Source organism: Sphingomonas sp. CFBP 8765, from assembly GCF_014841445.1.
In the GTDB taxonomy this organism is placed as follows: Bacteria; Pseudomonadota; Alphaproteobacteria; order Sphingomonadales; family Sphingomonadaceae; genus Sphingomonas; species Sphingomonas aerolata.
Map to the genome: position 1 here is coordinate 103,190 of NZ_JACYTY010000004.1, position 20,482 is coordinate 123,671.

A 20,482-nucleotide genomic window follows, 5' to 3' on the forward strand; every position below is an offset into this window, starting at 1 on the left:
GTTGCCGCCTGTGGTTAATGGCATGACGATGCGCCAGCCTCAATATGGATTAGACGACAAGGCGTTGCGCGCGTGCGGTAGTCCGTAAAGCGCCCAGTCGGTTCCCGACAGCATCCCCCGGCGGCGGACGGTCCGGAGCGTATAGACGCGTCCGCAGCGTCGCGTCGTGGCCGCCGCGCCGCCGTCGTCGAGATCGACAAAGACGAACTGCGCAGGTCGGCAGTCACTCGTCAGAACGAGCGGATAGCGCGCCGTCGCGGCTGCGACCCGAAGCGGGGCAACGGGCTGGAGGTGATCGACATGAACGCGCGCGCCGCCCGGTGCTTCGATGCGGACGCGGGCGATGGCGGCATCGATATCGCCGCGTCGTCGCTTAATGTCCTGCGCGATGTCGTCGACTATGCCGATCGCGAGGAGGGTGAGAGCGAGCGCGGCCAGCATCCTTGACCGCGGGCCTTTCGTCAGCGCGGTGGCGATCAGGTCGGTCAGGAGCAGCAGTATAGCCACGCTGGAGAGCAGAAAATAGCGCGGCATCCCCGTATTGGCGACCTGAAGCGTGGCGAGGGCGATCGGCAGTCCTGCAATGGCGAGCATCGCCAGCCATGCCATTGGTCGTCGTTGCGCCACGGCGGCCATTGCCGCGACGCATAGTGTGAGCGCGAGCACCGCGATCCACCAACGCGGCAAGGCGGATGCGCCGAGCGTCGTCGCCAGCATGACCTGCAGCGCGCTGACCAGGCTTGCGAACGAGAAGGGCACATAATCGCCGACCTGCATGCCGCCGGGGCTTGCGGCCGCGGCGCCGAAGACCAGCGTGACGACGAGCAGGACGGCAACGAGGCTCGGCAGCATCAGCCGCGCGGTCATCGCGGCGGCCGTCCCTGTGGCAACCCGCTGGCGCAGCGTCAGCGCGACCCAGCCGGCGATCGCGACCACGAAGAACAGCATCGTCAATTGCGACAGGAGTCCGAGAATGGTCAGCAGCGCAAGCAGCCCCGGCGCATGGCGGGGCGCAGGGCCAGGGGCGTTGAGCCAGCGTGCGGCGACCAGGATCGCACCCACCGCGCACAGCAGCATTGGCGCATAGCCGCGCGCTTCGCTGCCATAATTGACCAGGATCGGCGACAGCGCGAACAGCGCTGCACCGACCAGTGCATGTGCCGCGGAGCGCCGCGCACCGATCGCAGCGACGACCAGCACCGTGGCGGCGCCGGTGACGATCGACAGCGCACGCAGGGCCAGCGGCGGCGCGGCATAGCCGACCGCCTGCATCCACAAGCTGTTCAGATGGTGGTTGTTGTCGTGGTTGATCGAGGTGAACACGGCCCAGGGTGTGTCCGCCCTCGCCACCAGCACCGCAGACCACGCCTCGTCGACCCACAGCCCGCCATGGGCCGATAGGATCCGGACCCAGACCGCGACGCCCAGGATCGCAAGCAGAGCGTATGCCGCGGGGAGGGACAGGTTGTGACGCACCCCCGGAGCATTAGCGCGCAACTGATTAAAGCCGCGTTTTCAGCGTCGCTCAGGCGGACCGTTCCGGCCGCTGCTGTCTCGTCGCTCCCGAAGCTACCCCTGGTTCTTCTGCCGCTTTGCCATGAAGGCGAGGCGTTCAAAGAGCATCACGTCCTGTTCGTTCTTAAGCAGTGCGCCATGCAGCGGCGGGATCGCCTTGGTCGGATCGCGGTTCTGCAGCGTCTCGAGCGGCATGTCCTCGTGCAGCAGCAGCTTGAGCCAGTCGAGCAGCTCGGAGGTCGAGGGCTTTTTCTTGAGGCCGGGGACGTCGCGGACGTCGTAGAACAGGTCCATCGCGCGCGAGACGAGCATGCGCTGGATCCCGGGGAAATGGACGTCGACGATCGCCTGCATCGTGTCGCGATCGGGGAACTTGATATAGTGGAAGAAGCAGCGGCGCAGGAATGCGTCGGGCAGTTCTTTCTCGTTGTTGCTGGTGATGATGACGATCGGACGCTCGACCGCGCGGACGGTTTCCTTGGTCTCGTAGACGTGGAACTCCATCCGATCGAGTTCCTGCAACAGGTCGTTCGGGAACTCGATATCTGCCTTGTCGATCTCGTCGATCAGCAGGACGGGCGGCGCCGGCTGAGTAAACGCCTCCCAGAGCTTGCCCTTGCGGATATAATTGCCGATGTCGTGGACGCGCTCGTCGCCGAGCTGGCCGTCGCGCAGGCGGGCGACCGCGTCATATTCGTACAGCCCCTGCTGCGCCTTGGTCGTCGACTTGATGTTCCATTCGATCAGCGGCGCGCCGAGCGCCTTGGCGATCTCATAGGCGAGCACGGTCTTGCCGGTGCCGGGCTCACCCTTGATGAGCAGCGGGCGGCGTAACGTCACCGCGGCGTTGACCGCGACCTTGAGGTCGTCGGTCGCGACATAGCTCTGCGTGCCTTCGAAGCGCTTCATGCCCATTCCCGTCAGAATCGAATTCCCGGTACGGATAGAAGCTGTTGGGTATCCGACGCAACCCGGACGATGGCGACACCGACAGCCATCGGGGTTCGTGGCAAGGACCGGACGGTGTACGGAACGATCGCGCGGCGAAACGGCGCGGCTGGAGGAGGCATCACGATCATCATGCTGAACAGGCGGGCCGTCCTGTCGGGCGTTTCCGCAACGCTCGTCACGCGTCCGGCCTTCGCACGCAGCGTGGCTCCTCCGCCCGGCGTCGCCGACTATGAGACCGCGAGCGGCGGCCATGTCGGGCTCTACGCGCGCAACCTGATGACGGGGAGGGCGATCGCCTGGCGTGCCGATGAGCGGTTCGTCATGTGCAGCACATTCAAGGCGTCGCTCGCCGCCTGCGTGCTCGACGGGGTCGATCGCGGCCGCTTCAGGCTTGCGGACGAGATCGCGCTCGTCCCCGCCGACTTGCAAGACTGGCACGCGCCCGTCGCCCGGCAGAATCTGGCGCGGGGCGAGATGTCGCTTGGCGAAATGTGCCGAGCGGCGGTCGAGCAGAGCGACAATAGCTGCGCCAACATCTTGTTGCAGCGGATCGGCGGTCCTGCGGCGCTAACCGCCTATTGGCGGGGTCTCGGCGACGATATCAGCCGGCTGGACGATATCGAGCCGTTCCTGAACCGTACGCCGCCGGGTGGGTTGCGCAACACGACGACGCCGAGGGCGATGGCGGCGACGATCGGACGGCTGACGCGTGGTCCGGCGTTGTCGCCCTCGTCGCGCGCGCTGCTCATGCTGTGGCTCCGGCAATGCCGGACCGGCGACGCGCGGTTGCGGGCCGGTCTGCCGCGCGGATGGGCAATCGGCAACAAGACGGGGAACAACGGCAAGGACGCGGCCGGCGACGTCGGGGTGTTGTGGCGCGATCCCGACACGCCGATCATCATCAGTGTCTACACGCGCGGCGGCACGCCGACCGAGGCGCAGTTCAAGACGTTGTTCTCAGAGGTTGCCCGGGGAGTTGCTACGACACTGGCCTAGGCTGCGTGTGCGATCCGTTCAGAGATCGCCGCGCGCGCTGGCGCGGGCTTCGAGCAGCGACCAGAGGCCGCGATGCTGGGCGTAGAGCTGCTGCGCCCCGAAGGTGATGGCGCGCCGCGTACCGGGCGTTGCACCCAGCGTCGCCAGCGCCTTGGCGCTGACGTCAGCGGGCGGGAGCGCGCGCGGCGGCGCGACGATGCCGAAGCGGGTCGCGGCAAGGTCGAGCACATCGCGCGTCACTGCCCAGTCGTGGAGCAGCGCGGCCACCGCCCCCGTGGCGCAACCGGCGCGCTCCGAACCGGACAGGATCTCCAGCGCGTTGCGCACGCCGGCGAGGGCGGCCTCGGTCGCCGCCTGACCCGGTGTCGAGGGCAACGGCCCCACGGCCGCGGTCAGCTGGGCGAGATAGCCGCGTTCGATCGCGAACCCGGTCGCTGCGGTTTCGAGCCAGGGCAGCGAACCCAACTGTGCGCCGCGCAGCAAGGCGTCGTCGATCATCCCGGGGTGCCGTCCATAGACGTCGCAGAACGCGTGCACCGCATCTGACAGGTTGCGCTGGGCGGGGGCGGATTGGATCAGCCGCGTCGCGTGAGGGTGCGCGACAGCACCGTCGACGGCGCCAAGGCGCGCGACGACGTCCCAGGCGCCGGGCCGTGTTTCGTCAATGGATGCCGTCGTCGAAGCCATTAGTCCCCGGTCATGTCTGGGATGCCCGCGCACCATATCCGTGCGGACGTCCGGTCGCAGGTCCTTGCACGCGACCTGTAAAGACGGCGTGCACATGACGTTAACCGGCTGCTAACCATCCGCAGGCGGGTCCGGTCGGCTTGGGCTTGACGACTTGGCCGCGGGCGAGCGCATCACGCGGGGTTTACGGCTTTACGGGGGCGGGACGCGCCGCGATAACGCGCGCGGCACCGGCGCCGCGCTGGAGCCCGTCCATCGGAGACTATAGGATGCGTACATGGTTGCTTGGGCTTGCACTTGCTTCGGTCGGAACCGCCGCGATGGCTGCTGACGGCGCGTCCGCGCAAACGGCAGGCGGCGCCGACGGCGTTGCAACGCCGAGCGATCCGGCAGCGGCTCCCGTGGCAGCTGCAGCCCCGGCCGGCGATCTGACGCTGGCGCGGGTGTTCGGCAATCCCGACCTGTCGGGCCCGCAGCCGCGCGCGGTACGGCTGTCGCCCGACGGCGCGCTGTTGACCTCGCTGCGCAACCGGGCGGACGAGAAGGAGCGGTTCGACCTGTGGGCGGTCGACACCGCCACGGGCCAGGAGCGGATGCTCGTCGATTCGAAGAGCGTCGGCACCGGCGCCGAGCTGAGCGAAGCCGAGAAGATGCAGCGCGAGCGCGCGCGGATCGCCGGGTCGAAGGGTATCGTCGCCTATGACTGGGCGCCCGATGGCAAGTCGATCCTCGTACCGCTCGACGGCGACCTGTACATCGCGACGCTCGACGGCAAGGTCCGGCGGCTGACTGATACACCGGGTGGCCAGCTCAACCCCGTGATCAGCCCCAAGGGCGGGTTCGTGTCCTATGTCCGCGACCAGAATCTCGTCGTTCAGCCGCTGGCGGGTGGCGAGGCGCGCGCGGTCACCAAGGGCGGGGGCGGCACCGTCCATTTCGGCGAGGCGGAGTTCGTCGCGCAGGAGGAAATGGATCGCCGCACGGGCTATTGGTGGTCGCCCGACGAGCGCTATGTCGCGGTCGAGCGGTTCGACGAGGCGCCGGTGCGCATCTTCACGCGTGCCTCGATCGGCGCGACGGGGACCAAGGTCTATGATCAGCGCTATCCCGCCGCGGGCACGCCCAACGCACTGGTCGACCTGTACGTGATGAAGCCCGACGGGTCGGGCCAGGTGAAGGTCGATCTGGGCACCAATCCCGACATCTATCTGGCGCGGGTCGACTGGACGCCCGACGGGACGATGTTGCTCGTCCAGCGCCAGAGCCGCGACCAGAAGCTGCTCGAGATGCTGCGCGTCGACCCGGCAACGGGCAAGTCGACGATCCTGTTCACGGAGAAGTCGGGGGTGAAGAGCTGGCTGAACCTGTCGGACGCCTACCGCGTGCTGAAGGACGGCAGCCTGATCTGGCGGTCGGAGCGCAGCGGCTATGGCCATCTCTACCGGTTCGCGGCAGGCCGCTGGACGCAGCTGACCAAGGGCGATTGGGTCGTGACCGGGCTGGTCGGCGTCGACCAGGCCAAGGGGCGGTTGTTCTTCACGGGCAACAAGGACGACGTGCTGGAGCAGCAGCTCTATTCGGTCGATATCGCCAAGCCGAACGCGATCACCAAGCTGACCGAGAGCGGCTGGTGGAACAGCGCGTCGATGGACGGTGCCGGCACGCGGTTCATCGTCTCGCGCTCGAACCCGTCACAGCCGACCCAGGTCTATCTGGCGGATGCGACCGGCAAGCGGATTTCGTGGATCAACGAGAATGCGGTGAAGGAGGGGCATCCCTATCATCCCTATGCCGCCAGCCATCAGCAGACCAAGTTCGGCACGCTGAAGGCCAAGGACGGCACGACGCTCTATTACGAGATGATCACCCCGCCGATCGAGCCGGGCAAGAAATATCCCGTCTTCTTCCAGCATTATGGCGGCCCGGGCACCGGCCAGCAGGTCACGCGCGGCTGGCAGGGGCCGCTGCCGCAATATCTGGTCGATCAGGGCTGGATCTTCTTCCAGATCGACAATCGCGGCTCGTACAACCGCGGCAAGAAGTTCGAGGACGCGATCTATCATGCGATGGGCACGGTCGAGGTCGAGGACCAGCTGGCCGGGGCGGAGTATCTGAAGACGCTGCCGTTCGTCGAGCCGAGCAAGATCGCGACCTATGGCTGGTCCTATGGCGGGTACATGTCGCTGAAGATGCTGGAGAAGACGCCGGGGGTCTATGCTGCCGCAGTGTCGGGCGCGCCGGTCACCGACTGGCAGCTCTACGACACGCATTATACCGAGCGCTATCTGGGCGATCCCAAGACCGATCCGGCGAGCTATGCGACGTCGGCCGCGGTCGAGGATGCGGCGCTGATCAAGGATCCGCTGCTGCTGATCCACGGCATGGCGGACGATAACGTGTTCCTCGACAATTCGACCAAGGTCGCGGCCAAGATGCAGGCGACCGCGACACCGTTCGAGATGATGTTCTACCCGGGCTATACGCACCGCGTTGCGGGGCCGGGGATCAGCGAGCATGTCTGGGGGACGATCCTCAACTTCCTCGACCGGACGGTGAAGGACAAACCGGTTACCGGCGAAGGGACGAGCTTGCCTGCGACGAAATAAAGTTATCTGGCAGGGTGCGTCGGAGACGTATACGGACGCGCCCGAATGAAAATCAGCAATGTCGCGATCGTTTCGCGGCGGCATCAAGGGACGACATAATGGGTTATCGGATCGTGGTTGCAGGGGCGACCGGCAATGTCGGGCGCGAAATGCTCAACATCCTGGCGGAGCGTGAATTTCCGGCGGACGAGATCGCCTGCGTCGCATCGTCGCGCAGCCAGGGCGAGATGGTCGATTTCGGTGACACCGGCAAGCAGATCAAATGCCAGAATATCGAGAATTTCGACCCCACCGGCTGGGACATGGCGCTGTTCGCGATCGGGTCGGAGGCGACCGCGGTCTATGCGCCGAAGTTCGCCGCGGCGGGCTGCACCGTGATCGACAATTCGTCGCTGTACCGGATGGATCCGGACGTGCCGCTGATCGTGCCCGAAGTGAATGCGGACGCGATCGACGGCTACAAGGTCCGCAACATCATCGCCAACCCGAACTGCTCGACCGCGCAGATGGTCGTCGCGCTCAAGCCGCTGCATGACGCGGCCAAGATCAAGCGCGTCGTCGTCGCGACCTATCAGTCGGTGTCGGGCGCGGGCAAGCAGGGCATGGACGAGCTGTTCGAGCAGAGCCGCAACATCTTCGTCGGCGACCCGGCCGAGGCCAAGAAGTTCACCAAGCAGATCGCGTTCAACGTGATCCCGCACATCGACAGCTTCCTCGACGACGGATCGACCAAGGAAGAGTGGAAGATGGTGGTCGAGACCAAGAAGATCCTCGACCCGAAGATCAAGGTCACCGCGACCTGCGTCCGGGTGCCGGTTTTCGTCGGTCATTCGGAAGCGATCAACATCGAGTTCGAGAACGAGATCTCGGCCGAGGAGGCGCAGAACATCCTGCGCGAGGCGCCCGGGGTCATGCTGATCGATAAGCGCGAGGATGGCGGCTACATCACGCCGATCGAATGCGTCGGCGAGTTCGCGACCTTCATCAGCCGCGTGCGCGAGGATTCGACCGTCGAGAACGGCATCAACCTGTGGTGCGTGTCGGACAATCTGCGCAAGGGCGCGGCGCTGAACGCGGTGCAGATCGCCGAGCTGCTCGGGCGACGGCATCTGAAGAAGGACGCGTAAGGGACTGATCTGGGGGGAGGCTGTGCCGCCCTCCCGTCATCCCGGGCTCGACCCGGGACCCAGGGCCACGGCTGTCGCCCTTGATACTCTGGGTCCCGGGTCGAGCCCGGGATGACGAAGAGGGTCGGTGGCGATCAGTGCCCAATATACCGTCCCGGCCTATGCCAGGCGATCAGGATCAGGCTGATCGCCGCCGCGCTGAGTACCGACCAGAGAAGCTGGCCCGTGCTCACCACGGGAATCGCCGCGGCGAGGATCACCACGTCGAGCGCGATCTGTGTGCGGCCCGCATTCCAGCCGCGCGTGCGCTGCAGCCACAGCGTCACGACCCCGGTGCCGCCGACCCCGGCCTGATGCCGCGCGAGGACGAGGATGCCGAGCCCGATCACCGTGCCGCCGACGATCGCGGCAAAGAACGGGTGCATCTGATCGACGTGCATCGATCCGCCCGCGAAGGTCGAGAAGGCGGCGATCCCGGCATTCACCAGCATCGTCTTGATCGCGAAACGGCGGCCCATCGCGTAATGCGCGAACAGGAAGAAGGGCAGGTTGATCAGCGTGAACAGGACGCCGGTCGGCAAGGGCACCAGATAGGACAGCAGCAGCGCGATCCCGGCGATCCCGCCGGTGACAAGCCCTGCCGCCTTCAGGAAGACCAGCCCGATCACCAGCAGGATACAGCCGATGACGAGCGCGTAGAAATCCTCCGCGATGCTGTGCGGGCGTCCCAGGGGAAGGGTGGCTGAGGGGAAGGTGGCGTCGGCAGATGGCGGCATTGCGGGTCCTTGGTCGGGCCCTTCGCGCATCCTCAATGGATCGTTCGACGCAATCCTTGTCCCTTAGCTAAAGGAGTTTGCGCGTCACACTACCCCTTTTTGTGATGGCGTCGTGCGGCGGGGCCATAACGATGGGCGCTCGTCATCCTGACGAAAGTCAGGATCCAGGATACCAAGCGCCGCATCCGTGGCTCTGGATCCTGACTTTCGTCAGGATGACGTAGCGGTGGGTCGCGGATACTCCTCGGAGCGCGTCTCTTCGTGCCGGTTGACAGCACGGTGTCGTGTGTCGGACGGGGGCAGCAACATCCTAAGATTATAGGGATCTGGATCCGTGGCACATTCCCCGACCGAGACGCAGTATTTCGAGAGCTTCGACGGCACGCGGATTGCGTGGCGCGAGGTCGGCGAGGGGCGACCGGTGGTGCTGATCCACGGCTATTTCTCCGACGCGAACACCAACTGGATCCGATACGGCCATGCCGCCAAGATCGCGGCCAAGGGGTTCCGCGTGATCATGCCCGACCTGCGCGCGCACGGCGAGAGCGGCAAGCCGCATGGGCTGGAATTCTACCCCGCGGATGCGCTGACGCTCGACGGCCATGCGCTGGTCGATCATCTCGGGCTGACCGATTATGATCTTGGCGGCTATTCGCTGGGCGCGCGGACGACGTCGCGAATGCTGGCGACGGGCGCGACCCCCGGGCGCGTGATATTTTCGGGGATGGGGCTCGCGGGGCTGACCGAGACGTCGCGGCGCGCGGGGCATTTCCGCAATATCCTCACCAATTTGGGCAAGCATGTCCAGGGTACGCCCGAGTGGCTGGCCGAGGCGTTTCTGAAGACCACGGGCGGCGATCCGGTCGCATTGCTCGGGATCCTAGAGACCTTTGCGGATACACCGATCGAGGCGGTCAAGGCGATCGAGCAGCCGGCGCTGGTGGTGTGCGGCGCGGAGGACGAGGATAACGGGTCGGCACCGGACCTCGCCGCGGTGCTGCCGCATGGCCAGTATGTCGCGACGCCGGGCGGGCATATGAGCGCGGTGGTGAAGCCCGAGCTTGGCCAGGCGATCGCGGACTTTCTTGCTGCATAGCGCCCGGTCATCCTGACGAACGTCAGGACCCGGAGCCAAGCAGCGCCGCCCCCCGTGACCCTGGGTCCTGACTTTCGTCAGCATGACGGGAGGGGGCATGGCTGGCGGGTTGACCATCCGGCGGCGGATCATCCATCAGGGCCTCACGATAAGGGGATGATGATGGTTCGGTTCAGCGTTTCGATGTTTGCTCTCGCCGGCGCGCTGTGCGCCGTGCCGTCGGTGGCCGGTGCCCAGGCCACCGCTGCCGCGTCCAGCCCGACCGCCGCGCAGGCGGATGCGTTCGTCGCCGAGGCGGAAAAGATATTTGCGGCCAAGTCGGTCGACGCAGCGCGCGTGGCGTGGGTGAACGCGACCTACATCACCGACGATACCGATGCGCTCGCGGCGAAGTCGGGGGCGGAGATGACCGATCTCGGCGTCAAATACGCGCTGGGTGCGGCGAAATACGCCAATGTCCCGGGCCTGTCGGTCGACACGAAGCGCAAGCTCGACCTGCTCCGCGGGGGGCTGACGCTGCCCGCGCCGACGCGGCCGGGCGCATCGGACGAGCTGTCGATGCTGACGACGAAGATGTCGTCCTCCTACGGCAAGGGCATGGGGACGCTCGACGGCAAGCCGATCAACGGCTCCGACATCGAGGCGGCGATGGGCGAGAGCCGCGATCCCGCCAAGCTGCAGGAGATGTGGACGAGCTGGAACGACGCGGTCGGTGCGCCGATGCGCGGCGACTATGCCAAGATGACCGCGATCTCGAACGAGGGCGCGCGCGAGCTCGGCTACAAGGATGTGGGCGCGCTCTGGCGGTCGGGCTACGACATGAGCCCCGAGCAGTTCGCCGCGCTGACCGACAAGATCTGGAAAGAGGTCGAGCCGCTCTACATGTCGCTGCACACCTATACGCGGTGGAAGCTCAACGAGAAATATGGCGATGCGGTCCAGGCGAAGACCGGGCCGATCCGCAGCGATCTGCTCGGCAATATGTGGGCGCAGGAATGGGGCAATATCTATGACATCGTCGCCCCCAAGGGGGCTGGCGATCTCGGCTTCGACACGGGCGAGCTGCTGAAGGCCAAGGGCTATGACGCGGTAAAGATGGTGAAGCAGGGTGAAGGCTTCTACTCGTCGCTGGGCTTTGCGCCGCTCCCCGAGACCTTCTGGAAGCGGTCGCAAATCACCAAGCCCGCGGACCGCGACGTGATCTGTCATGCCTCGGCCTGGGATATCGACAACCAGGACGATATCCGCATCAAGATGTGCACCAAGGTGAATGCGGACGACTTCGTCACGATCCACCATGAGCTCGGCCACAATTACTATCAGCGCGCGTACAAGGCGCAGCCGATGCTGTACAAGAATGGCGCGAACGATGGCTTCCATGAGGCGATCGGGGATACCGTCGCGCTCTCGATCACGCCGGATTATCTGGTGAAGATCGGACTGCTCGATCAGGCGCGGGTGCCGAGCGCGGACAAGGATATCGGCCTGTTGCTGCGTCAGGCGATGGACAAGGTCGCGTTCCTGCCGTTCGGGTTGCTGATCGACAAATGGCGCTGGGGCGTGTTCTCGGGACAGATTCCGACGACCGGCTATCAGGCGGCGTGGGACCAGATGCGGCTGCAATATCAGGGGATCAAGCCGCCGGTCGCGCGCGACGAGACGAAGTTCGACGCGGGCGCGAAATACCATATCCCGGCGGCGGTGCCCTACACGCGCTACTTCCTCGCGCGCGTGCTGCAGTTCCAGTTCTACAAGGCGGCGTGTGAGCAGTCGGGGTGGACGGGGCCGCTGCATCGCTGCTCGTTCTACGGCAACAAGGCGGTAGGCACGAAGCTGAACGCGATGCTGAGCATGGGGCAATCCAAGCCCTGGCCCGACGCGCTGCAGGTGTTCACGGGCAGCCGCGAGATGTCGGGCGCGGCGCTGGTCGAGTATTTCAGGCCGCTGAAGGCGTGGCTCGACGTGCAGAACAAGGGCAAGCCGACCGGCTGGTGAGCTTCAGGAAATTGGCGGCGATCCTGTTTCCCCGCGAAGGCGGGGATCCACGGCTGCAAGCGCGCTTTGGGTCTAGCTGGGCCCCCGCATCCGCGGGGGCCCAGTGGGGGCCAGGGACGATTATTCCGGGATCGTTCCTTCGTCGGCAATCCCGGCTTCGAACGACTTAGACGAATCCGTACCGTCCGCCTGATGCGCGTGTTTGCCAGCGGGTTTGGGCGTCTTCGGCGTGCTGCCGCGCAACGTCAGCAGCGCGGCGGCAGCGCCAAGTACCGCGACGCCGCCCGCGATCGCGGCGGCACCCCATTTGCCGCCGACCTTGTCGATCGGCTTGGCAACGGGCGGCGGCGTCTTGCGCGCCGATATCGGTCGCGGCGTGCTGCGCTTGGTCGAGCGCGGCTTGGGGGCGGGTTTGGGCTTGCGGGAGACGGGGACCGCCTTTTCGGGTGTCGGCTTGTCGAGTGCCGGCGCGGCCGGCGCAACCACGGGCTTGGCAGGCTTGGGTGCACTGGCCTTGCGCGGCGCGCGGCGGCGCGTGACGACGGGCTTCTTGGCGTCCGTTTCAGGCGGGTCGGTGTCGGCCACGGCTATGCTCCCTCACAAAATGATCCCGCGGGCGTAACGCATCGGCATGCGATGCGCTCCGAAAATCGCGCGGCAGGCCTTACCGGAACGGCGGCTCGTCGAACGCCCGCAGCTTGCGGCTGTGGAGCTTGGCACCCTCCTGGCGAAGCTGCTCACAGGTTTCGATCCCGATCCGCAGATGCTCGCTGATCGCGCGTTCGTAGAAGCGGTTGGCCTGACCCGGCAGCTTCAGCTCGCCGTGGAGCGGCTTGTCCGAGACGCAGAGCAACGTGCCGTAGGGAACGCGGAAGCGATAGCCCTGCGCGGCGATCGTCGCCGATTCCATGTCGATGCCGACCGCGCGCGACAGCGAGAACCGCAGCGCCGATTTCGAATAGCGCAGCTCCCAGTTGCGGTCGTCGGTGGTGACGATCGTCCCCGTACGCAGCCGGCGCTTCAGGTCCTCGCCCGACTGGCCCGAGACGATCTCGGCGGCCTTGGCCATCGCCACCTGGACTTCGGCGATCGCGGGGACGGGAATCTCGGGCGGGAGCACGTCGTCCAGCACATGGTCGTCACGCAGATAGGCATGCGCGAGCACATAGTCGCCGATCCGCTGGCTGGGTCGCAGACCGCCGCAATGCCCAATCATCAGCCAGGCCTCGGGACGCAGCACCGCAAGATGGTCGCAGATCGTCTTGGCGTTGGACGGGCCGACGCCGATGTTGACGAGCGTGATCCCGGTGCGGTCGTCCGCCATCAGGTGATAAGCGGGCATCTGATGCCGCCGCCATGCGCTGTCCGAGATGATCTTGTCGATATCGTCCCCTGACGTGATCGTGATCCCGCCTGCGCCCGACAGCGTCGTGAAGCGGCTGCCTTCGCCAAGCTGGGTACCCGCCCAGCGAACGAATTCATCGACATAGCGGTGATAGTTCGTAAACAATACGAAGCGCTGCGCGTGTTCGGCGGGTGTGCCCATGTAATGGCGCAGCCGTGCGAGACTGAAATCGGTGCGCAAGCCATCGAACAGCGCGAGCGGGCGGGTGTCGTCCTGCGCGACCCACAGTCCGTCGGCGATCTCGTCACCGATATGCGCGAGCTCGGTGGCGGGAAAGAACCGTGCGAGCTCGGTCGCGGAGACTTCGTCGAGGCTCAGCGCGTGGCCGGGATCGATGACGTACGGGAAGGGGATCTCCTGCCGCCCTTCGACGGCTTCGACCTCCACGTCATAGTCCTCGATCAGCAGGGTGAGCTGTTCGGTCAGATAATCGGCGAAGATCGCGGGTTTGGTCGCGCTGATCCGGTATTCTCCGGGATTCACCATCCGCCCGAAGGAGCGGAGCGGGGTCGGGCGGTCAATGCCGCCTTTGTAGATCAGCCGGATTTCGGGATAGGCGAACGAGCCATCGCTGCGGCTTGCCGGATCGGGCACGGTGCCGTCGGCGATATACGCACTCATGGCGGACTGGAGCCGCGCGACGGAGGCGCGGTAGAGGCGGTCGAGTTCGGCGACCAGGTCGGATGCGATTGTCATCGCCCAGTGTTACGCGGGCGAGATTACGGAGGCAAGACTGGCGCGCGTGCGGCGCCAGCTCCGTCATTCCCGCGTGCGCGGGGATGACGGAGCGCGACGCGATCAGATCTCGCTAAGCAGGTACTCGGCGGAGCTCACCTTGAACTCACCGGGGGCCTCGACGTTGAGCTGCTCAACGACGCCGTCATTGACGATCATCGAATAACGCTGGCTGCGCGTGCCCATGCCGAAGCCCGAGCCGTCCATCGTCAGTCCGACCGCCTTGGCGAAATCGCAATTGCCGTCCGCGAGCAGCGTAATGTCGCCGGCACCGGCCGACTTGCCCCATGCATCCATCACGAACGCGTCATTGACCGATGTGCAGGCGACCTCGTCGATGCCCTTGGCCTTCAGCGCGGCTTCCTTTTCAACGAAGCCCGGCAGGTGCTTGGCAGAGCAGGTCGGGGTGAAGGCGCCGGGGACCGCGAAGAGCGCGACCCTGCGGCCCGCGAAGAAGGTCTCGGACTCGACCTGATCGGGGCCGTCCGCGGTGGCCTTGACGAGAGTGGTGTTGGGAAGCCGGTCGCCGACGCTGATCGTCATGGAAATTCTCCTGTCGCCGCGAGATCGTCCCGGGCGGACGGTACCTCGTATGGGAGGCGCGCGATTTCAAGCGTGGCGGCGGAGCCGTCGCGACGCTATGGTCTAGGGCATGGACAAGACGGCTTTTCTTTCCGGGCAACTCCTTCTGGCAATGCCGGGGATGAGCGATCCGCGGTTCGCCCGTGCGGTCATTGCAATGTGCAGTCATGATGAAAACGGCGCGCTCGGGATTGGCCTTGGGGCCACCGTCGACGGGCTTGGCTTCCACGACCTGCTCGACCAGTTCGAGATCGCACCCGGTGACGCGCCCAACGCCCCGGTGCATTTCGGCGGCCCGGTCGAACCCCGTCGCGGCTTCGTCATCCACTCGTGCGACTGGGGGGGGCAGGACACTATCGAGGTCGCAGGCCTCTGGGCCTTGTCGAGCACGATCGACGTGCTCCGCGCGATCGCGGAGGGGAAGGGACCGTCGCGATGGGTCGTCGCGCTCGGCTATGCGGGATGGGACAGCGGACAGATCGAGGGCGAACTCGCGCGTCCCGGCTGGTTCAACGTCGCCGGCGCCGCCGATCTGGTGTTCGACACGAACGCGGATGAGCGCTGGAGCAGGGCGTTCGAGCGGGCCGGCGTCGACCCGCGGCTGCTGGTGGCGGATACCGGTACGGCCTGACCAACGAGGCGCGCATCCGCGGGTCAAGATGACATTCTAGCGCGGCGAGGACCGTCCCGGGCGTCATATAAAGATATCTTTATATTTGATTTGGGCGGTCCGTTCCTCTATGCGGCCCTGCATCCGGCACGGGCATGAGGCCCGCCGATCAAAGATTTCCAGGAGATATCCTCGTGGCCACCACGCTCGCGCCCCAGAAGACGGACGGCAAGACCGATTACGTCGTCGCCGACATCAGCCTTGCCGATTTCGGCCGCGCCGAGATCAACATCGCCGAAACCGAGATGCCGGGCCTGATGTCGCTCCGCGAGGAATTCGGCGCAGCGCAGCCGCTCAAGGGCGCGCGCATCACCGGTTCGCTGCACATGACGATCCAGACCGCGGTGCTGATCGAGACGCTGACCGCACTCGGCGCCGACGTCCGCTGGGCGACGTGCAACATTTTCTCGACGCAGGACCATGCCGCCGCCGCGATCGCCGCGTCGGGCGTGCCGGTGTTCGCGATCAAGGGCGAGACGCTCGCCGACTACTGGAACTATGTCGGCGACATCTTCTCGTGGGATCGCGACGTCGAGGGCCAGACCGCCAACATCATCCTCGATGACGGTGGCGACGCGACGATGTTCGCACTCTGGGGCGCCAAGCTCGAAGCCGGCCACACGATGCCCGAGCCCGAGAATGAGGAAGAGGTCGAGATGCAGCGTGCGCTCAAGGCGTATGTCGCAAAGAACCCTGGCTATCTGACCGAGACCGTGAAGAACCTGAAGGGCGTTTCGGAAGAGACCACCACCGGCGTTCACCGCCTGTACGAGATCGCCAAGAAGGGCGAGCTGCCGTTCCCCGCGATCAACGTCAACGACTCGGTCACCAAGTCGAAGTTCGACAACCTCTACGGCTGCAAGGAATCGCTGGTCGACGCGATCCGTCGCGCGACCGACGTCATGCTCGCGGGCAAGGTCGCCTGCGTCGCCGGTTTCGGTGACGTCGGCAAGGGTTCGGCCCAGTCGCTCCGCAACGGCGGCGCACGCGTGATGGTTACCGAAGTCGATCCAATCTGCGCACTGCAGGCGGCGATGGAGGGCTTCGAGGTCGTGACGATGGAAGACGCCGTGAAGCGCGCGGACATCTTCTGCACCGCGACCGGCAACGCCGACGTCATCACCGCCGATCACATGAAGGCGATGAAGCCGATGTCGATCGTCTGCAACATCGGTCACTTCGACTCGGAGATCCAGATCGCCGCGCTGTCGAACTATGACTGGACCGAAGTGAAGCCCGGCACCGACCTGGTGAAGTTCCCGGACGGCAAGCAGATCATCATCCTGGCGAAGGGTCGCCTCGTGAACCTGGGTTGCGCCACCGGCCATCCGTCGTTCGTGATGTCGGCCTCGTTCACCAACCAGACGCTCGCGCAGATCGAGCTCTGGACCAAGGGCGAGAACTACAAGAACGAAGTCTATGTCCTGCCGAAGCATCTCGACGAGAAGGTCGCAGCGCTGCATCTCGAAAAGCTGGGCGTGAAGTTGTCGCAGCTTACCCCGAAGCAGGCCGGTTACATCGGCGTGCCCGTCGAAGGCCCGTTCAAGCCGGATCACTATCGCTACTGATCGCCCAGGCAATCTGAAGCGGAAAAAGGCCGCGTCTACCGAAGGGTGGACGCGGCCTTTTCTTTTGGATCTAACTGTTGCGCGGCGACTGATATGCCAGTCTTTCCGTTACATCTCGGTCGCTTGCGGTGCTTTCCTGACGTCCGGCTTCAACGCCGGGGCTGTGGCCGCCGCTGGCGTGGCGGGCGTCTTGCGCCGCACACCGTCGAGTTCCTGTGGCGCATCCGCCGGGGATGCAGCCTTGTCCGCTGCCGCGGGGGCCGCGCGCAGCGTCTGTCGCGCGCGCATGCACTGCGACGGATCGGGCCGGCGGACCTGCTGGCAGTTCCACAGCGCCTTTTCGTAATCGGCCGAGCGATCGCGCAGATAGCTGAACGTGATCGCCGCGCTCTGTGCCGGCGTCAGCGGCGTGGACGTTGCGGCCTTGGTTTTGTCGGCCCATGCCATGAACCGGCAAAAGGCGCGATCGCCGCACGCGATCGTCGCAAGCGTCGGGTAGGCGTTGGGGAGAACGCCCGGCGAGAAGGTCATCAGCACCGTATCGCCCTCGGCCGTCGCGAAGGGCGTCGAGGCGGCGTTCGCGCCGTCACCGGCGACCGCATCGTCGCCCAACACGAAGCCGAGCGCGGCGGATGCTTCGGCAATCGCGGCATCGGCTTCGGACAGCGCGGCGGCGGTGCGGTGCGCCTCCGAAATGGGCGCGAGCTGCGCGATGACCGGCTCGCCCTGCTCGAGCGCACGCCGGAAGGCTGGGGGCGTGCCCCACCAGCCCGACCAGCGGAAGAACAGGTGCGACCCGACCGCGACGATCTTGTCGAGGCTCGACTGCCAATAGGGAACGACCCAGTCGGTGTGGTAATGCGTGGCATAGCCGACCGGTCGATAGACATTGCCCGACAGCGCGGCGGCCGCGACGCTGCGCGCCCGGCGCCATGCGTCCTCGGAGGGCTTCCAACGAAGCAGCGCGCCGTCGCAACTGAAGCTGAACTGGCAACCCGTCGCCCGCGTCTCACCTTCGAACACCACCCCGCAGACGGTTTTCGGGAAGGCGGGATGCCGTAGACGGTTGAGCACGACCTGCGCGACGGCGCGTTCGCCGACCGTGTCGTCCCCCGCCTCGTACAGCGTGCCGGCGGCGAGGCAGTCGGTCGCGCGTGCGAGGTCGTCGGCGGCGCCGGCGAAGCGGAACGGCCGTGCAGCTGGGTTCGGATCGGTCGAGAACGGCACCGTGGCGTTGAACGCTCGCGCATCCTCGGGCGCGAGGTCGACGAACCGGACCGGCTCGACCGGGGGCAGCTCTGCCTGGGGCACGACGCGCTGCTTCGGCATCGCGGCGCGCGCCGGGTGGGGCAGCGCCGGGGGATTGGTCACGACGAGCGTCGGTCCGACGATCGCCGCAGCCGCGATCGCGAGTACCGACACGCGCAGATAAACGGCGCCACGCGCATCGGTCATCGTCGTCACTGCTCCGGAAGGAAGTCCGGCACGGACAGATAGCGCTCGCCGGTATCATAGTTGAAGCCGAGGACGCGGACGTCGTCGGGAAGATCAGGGAGCTTCTGCAGGATCGCGGCCAGCGTCGCGCCCGAACTGATCCCGACCAGCATGCCCTCTTCGGCCGCCGATCGGCGTGCCATGTCCTTGGCGACCGCGGCATCGACCTCGATCACGCCGTCGATCGCCTGGGTGTGGAGATTGGCGGGGATGAAGCCTGCGCCGATGCCCTGGATCGGATGCGGGCCCGGCTGGCCACCGGCGATCACGGGCGAGGCGGCGGGCTCGACCGCATAGACCTTCAACTCGGGCCAGTGCGCCTTCAGCGCCTCGGCGACGCCCGTGATGTGGCCGCCGGTGCCGACGCCCGTGATGATCACGTCGATCGGCGTATCCCGGAAATCTTCGAGGATTTCTTGTGCCGTCGTGCGGACATGCACGTCGATGTTCGCAGGATTTTCGAACTGCTGCGGCATCCAGGCGCCGGGCGTTTCGGCGACGCGCTCGCGCGCGCGTTCGATCGCGCCCTTCATGCCCTTCTCGCGCGGGGTGAGGTCGAAGGTCGCACCATAAGCGAGCATCAGACGCCGACGCTCGACGCTCATGCTCTCTGGCATCACGAGGATCAGCTTATAGCCCTTGACCGCTGCCACCATCGCCAGGCCGACGCCGGTGTTGCCGCTGGTCGGCTCGATGATCGTGCCGCCGGGCTTGAGGTCGCCGGCCTTTTCGGCGGCCTCGATCATCGCCAGCGCGATACGGTCCTTGATCGAACCACCCGGGTTCGACCGTTCGGATTTCACCCAGACTTCGGAATCGGGGAAGAGCTTCGACAGGCGGACGTGCGGCGTGTTGCCGATCGTGTCCAGGATCGAGGAGGCTTTCATGGCTTGGCTTCTCCGTGCTGTGGTTCGGTCTCTAGGATCTCGGGGGGATCAAAGGTCTTCGCCGCCCCGAGTTCCGGGAACAGGCGCGCCCAGCCGATCGTGACGGCAATAGCACCAACCCCGCCGAACACCACTGCGCCGACGGGGCCGAGCAGCGACGCCATCACCCCGCTTTCGAATTCGCCGAGCTCGTTCGAGGCCGAGATCGTCAGCTGCGACACCGCGCTGACGCGGCCGCGCATCACGTCGGGCGTGTGCAGCTGGATCAGCGACTGGCGGACATAGACCGAGATCATGTCCGCCCCACCCGCGACGATCAGCGCGACGAAGCTGAGGACGAAGGCGGGGTGGATGGGGAACCCCGCAATCGTGCTGGGGGTGAGCCCGATCAGCTCGACGATCGGCGTCGCGACCCCGAAGGTGAGGATCGCGATGCCGAACACGATCACCGCGACCAGCATCTTGACCCCGACATTGCGGCTCATCGGCCGAATCGAGAACCAGATCGCGGTGACCGCGGCACCGATCCCCATGCCCGCGGCGAGCACGCCGAGCCCCTGCGACCCGACATGCAGGATATCGCGGGCATAGACCGGCAACAGCGACGTGGCACCCGCCAGCAGCACTGCGAACAGGTCGAGCGTGATCGTCGCGAGCACGAGCCGGTTGCGGCGGACATAGGTAAACCCCTCGATGATCCGCGCGAGGGGGCGATGGTCGGTCTGCGCGGCGGGCTGTGCCACCGGGCCGATCAGGAACATGAACACCAGCGCGACGAGGAAGAGCAGCGTCGCCACGCCGTACGCGACCTCGGGATGGATCGCGTAGAGCAGCCCGCCGACGCTGGGGCCTGCGATCGTTCCGACCTGCCACGCGATCGAACTGATCGCGATCGCGGTGGGGAGCACCGCCCGCGGAACCAGATTCGGCGCCAGGGCCGAATAGGCTGGGCCGGAAAATGCGCGCGCGACGCCGAAGGCGACGGCCGCGGCGAACAACGCCCCGAGCGTGAGATGGCCGGACCATGTCAGCAGCCAGAGCGTCGCGGCGGTGAGCACCAGCAGCGTGGTCGTGCCGCGGACGATCCAGCGCCGGTCGAAGCTGTCCGCGACGAGCCCGGTGATCGGGGTCAGCAGGAACAGCGGCACGAACTGCGCAAAGCCGATCATCCCGAGCATGAACGCCGCCTGGCGGATGTCCATCGTTTCGCGCGCCAGGTTGTAGACCTGCCAGCCGATGACGATCGACATCGCGCTGACCGCGATCGTGCCGGCGAACCGCGACAGCCAATAGGCGCGAAAATTGGCGATCCGGAAGGGATGCTGATGCGGGTCGATCGTCGGGTTCATTGTCCCGGGCTTTAGGGGGTCGAGCGCGTGAAGGGCAACCGGA

17 protein-coding genes are annotated in these 20,482 nt (G+C 66.1%); 7 read left to right on the plus strand and 10 right to left on the minus strand.

Features of this window, described 5'->3' with window-relative positions; translation table 11 throughout:
* Window positions 1-39: 39 nt before the first annotated feature.
* Window positions 40-1,476: a hypothetical protein gene (locus IFT87_RS11855; RefSeq protein WP_192008599.1), complete on the minus strand. Its 1,437-nt coding sequence runs from the start codon at window positions 1,474-1,476 to the stop codon at window positions 40-42.
* Window positions 1,477-1,569: 93 nt separating this feature from the next.
* On the minus strand, window positions 1,570-2,424 hold the full coding sequence (locus IFT87_RS11860) for an AAA family ATPase (protein ID WP_031394950.1): 855 nt from the start codon (window positions 2,422-2,424) through the stop codon (window positions 1,570-1,572).
* A 69-nt stretch (window positions 2,425-2,493) separates the two neighbouring features.
* Between IFT87_RS11860 and bla the strand changes: the two genes are divergently transcribed.
* Window positions 2,494-3,462 carry a class A beta-lactamase gene (gene bla, locus IFT87_RS11865; protein ID WP_249403323.1) on the plus strand — a complete coding sequence of 323 codons (969 nt, stop codon included), beginning with the start codon at window positions 2,494-2,496 and terminating at the stop codon, window positions 3,460-3,462.
* Between the two features lie 18 nt (window positions 3,463-3,480).
* Here the strand turns inward: bla and IFT87_RS11870 are convergent, their stop codons facing one another.
* Window positions 3,481-4,149: a DUF6975 family protein gene (locus tag IFT87_RS11870; protein WP_192008601.1), complete on the minus strand. Its 669-nt coding sequence runs from the start codon at window positions 4,147-4,149 to the stop codon at window positions 3,481-3,483.
* 269 nt (window positions 4,150-4,418) lie between these two features.
* Between IFT87_RS11870 and IFT87_RS11875 the strand changes: the two genes are divergently transcribed.
* Together IFT87_RS11875 and IFT87_RS11880 are read left to right on the plus strand one after the other, a co-directional pair.
* Window positions 4,419-6,755 carry a S9 family peptidase gene (locus IFT87_RS11875; RefSeq protein WP_192008603.1) on the plus strand — a complete coding sequence of 779 codons (2,337 nt, stop codon included), beginning with the start codon at window positions 4,419-4,421 and terminating at the stop codon, window positions 6,753-6,755.
* A 98-nt stretch (window positions 6,756-6,853) separates the two neighbouring features.
* Window positions 6,854-7,882, plus strand: a complete 1,029-nt coding sequence (locus tag IFT87_RS11880; protein WP_031439890.1) for an aspartate-semialdehyde dehydrogenase — start codon at window positions 6,854-6,856, stop codon at window positions 7,880-7,882.
* A 134-nt stretch (window positions 7,883-8,016) separates the two neighbouring features.
* Here the strand turns inward: IFT87_RS11880 and IFT87_RS11885 are convergent, their stop codons facing one another.
* Entirely contained in the window at window positions 8,017-8,658 is a 642-nt protein-coding gene (locus IFT87_RS11885) for a YitT family protein (RefSeq protein WP_037530106.1), read from the minus strand.
* Window positions 8,659-8,992: 334 nt separating this feature from the next.
* Here IFT87_RS11885 and IFT87_RS11890 point away from each other — a divergent pair, with 334 nt between their 5' ends.
* Window positions 8,993-9,754: an alpha/beta fold hydrolase gene (locus IFT87_RS11890; protein ID WP_037530108.1), complete on the plus strand. Its 762-nt coding sequence runs from the start codon at window positions 8,993-8,995 to the stop codon at window positions 9,752-9,754.
* Between the two features lie 162 nt (window positions 9,755-9,916).
* Complete coding sequence (locus tag IFT87_RS11895) at window positions 9,917-11,749, plus strand: M2 family metallopeptidase (RefSeq protein WP_037530147.1); 1,833 nt, start codon at window positions 9,917-9,919, stop codon at window positions 11,747-11,749.
* Between the two features lie 120 nt (window positions 11,750-11,869).
* On the opposite strand, the gene IFT87_RS20475 is transcribed toward IFT87_RS11895, so the two are convergent.
* From IFT87_RS20475 to IFT87_RS11910, 3 genes are all read right to left on the minus strand, one after another.
* The gene (locus tag IFT87_RS20475) at window positions 11,870-12,334 is read right to left on the minus strand and encodes a hypothetical protein (protein ID WP_249403324.1); all 465 of its coding nucleotides are present in this window, start codon (window positions 12,332-12,334) and stop codon (window positions 11,870-11,872) included.
* Between the two features lie 79 nt (window positions 12,335-12,413).
* Window positions 12,414-13,850 carry an AMP nucleosidase gene (locus IFT87_RS11905; RefSeq protein ID WP_037530110.1) on the minus strand — a complete coding sequence of 479 codons (1,437 nt, stop codon included), beginning with the start codon at window positions 13,848-13,850 and terminating at the stop codon, window positions 12,414-12,416.
* 102 nt (window positions 13,851-13,952) lie between these two features.
* Window positions 13,953-14,432, minus strand: coding sequence for a peroxiredoxin (locus IFT87_RS11910; protein WP_192008605.1), 480 nt, complete (start codon window positions 14,430-14,432; stop codon window positions 13,953-13,955).
* A 109-nt stretch (window positions 14,433-14,541) separates the two neighbouring features.
* Here IFT87_RS11910 and IFT87_RS11915 point away from each other — a divergent pair, with 109 nt between their 5' ends.
* Both IFT87_RS11915 and ahcY read left to right on the plus strand, forming a co-directional pair.
* Window positions 14,542-15,102 carry a YqgE/AlgH family protein gene (locus IFT87_RS11915; protein WP_037530114.1) on the plus strand — a complete coding sequence of 187 codons (561 nt, stop codon included), beginning with the start codon at window positions 14,542-14,544 and terminating at the stop codon, window positions 15,100-15,102.
* A 173-nt stretch (window positions 15,103-15,275) separates the two neighbouring features.
* On the plus strand, window positions 15,276-16,709 hold the full coding sequence (gene ahcY, locus IFT87_RS11920; RefSeq protein ID WP_037530116.1) for an adenosylhomocysteinase: 1,434 nt from the start codon (window positions 15,276-15,278) through the stop codon (window positions 16,707-16,709).
* Between the two features lie 108 nt (window positions 16,710-16,817).
* Here the strand turns inward: ahcY and IFT87_RS11925 are convergent, their stop codons facing one another.
* From IFT87_RS11925 to IFT87_RS11935, 3 genes are read right to left on the minus strand one after another with little or no spacing between them, the layout of a single operon-like run.
* The gene (locus IFT87_RS11925; RefSeq protein ID WP_192008607.1) at window positions 16,818-18,164 is read right to left on the minus strand and encodes a cell wall hydrolase; all 1,347 of its coding nucleotides are present in this window, start codon (window positions 18,162-18,164) and stop codon (window positions 16,818-16,820) included.
* A gap of 5 nt (window positions 18,165-18,169) precedes the next feature.
* On the minus strand, window positions 18,170-19,090 hold the full coding sequence (gene cysK / locus IFT87_RS11930) for a cysteine synthase A (RefSeq protein ID WP_031439897.1): 921 nt from the start codon (window positions 19,088-19,090) through the stop codon (window positions 18,170-18,172).
* A complete protein-coding gene (locus IFT87_RS11935; protein WP_031439898.1) occupies window positions 19,087-20,439 on the minus strand; it encodes an MFS transporter in 1,353 nt (450 codons plus the stop codon). The genes cysK and IFT87_RS11935 overlap by 4 nt, the downstream gene beginning before the upstream one ends.
* Window positions 20,440-20,482 lie beyond the last annotated feature (43 nt).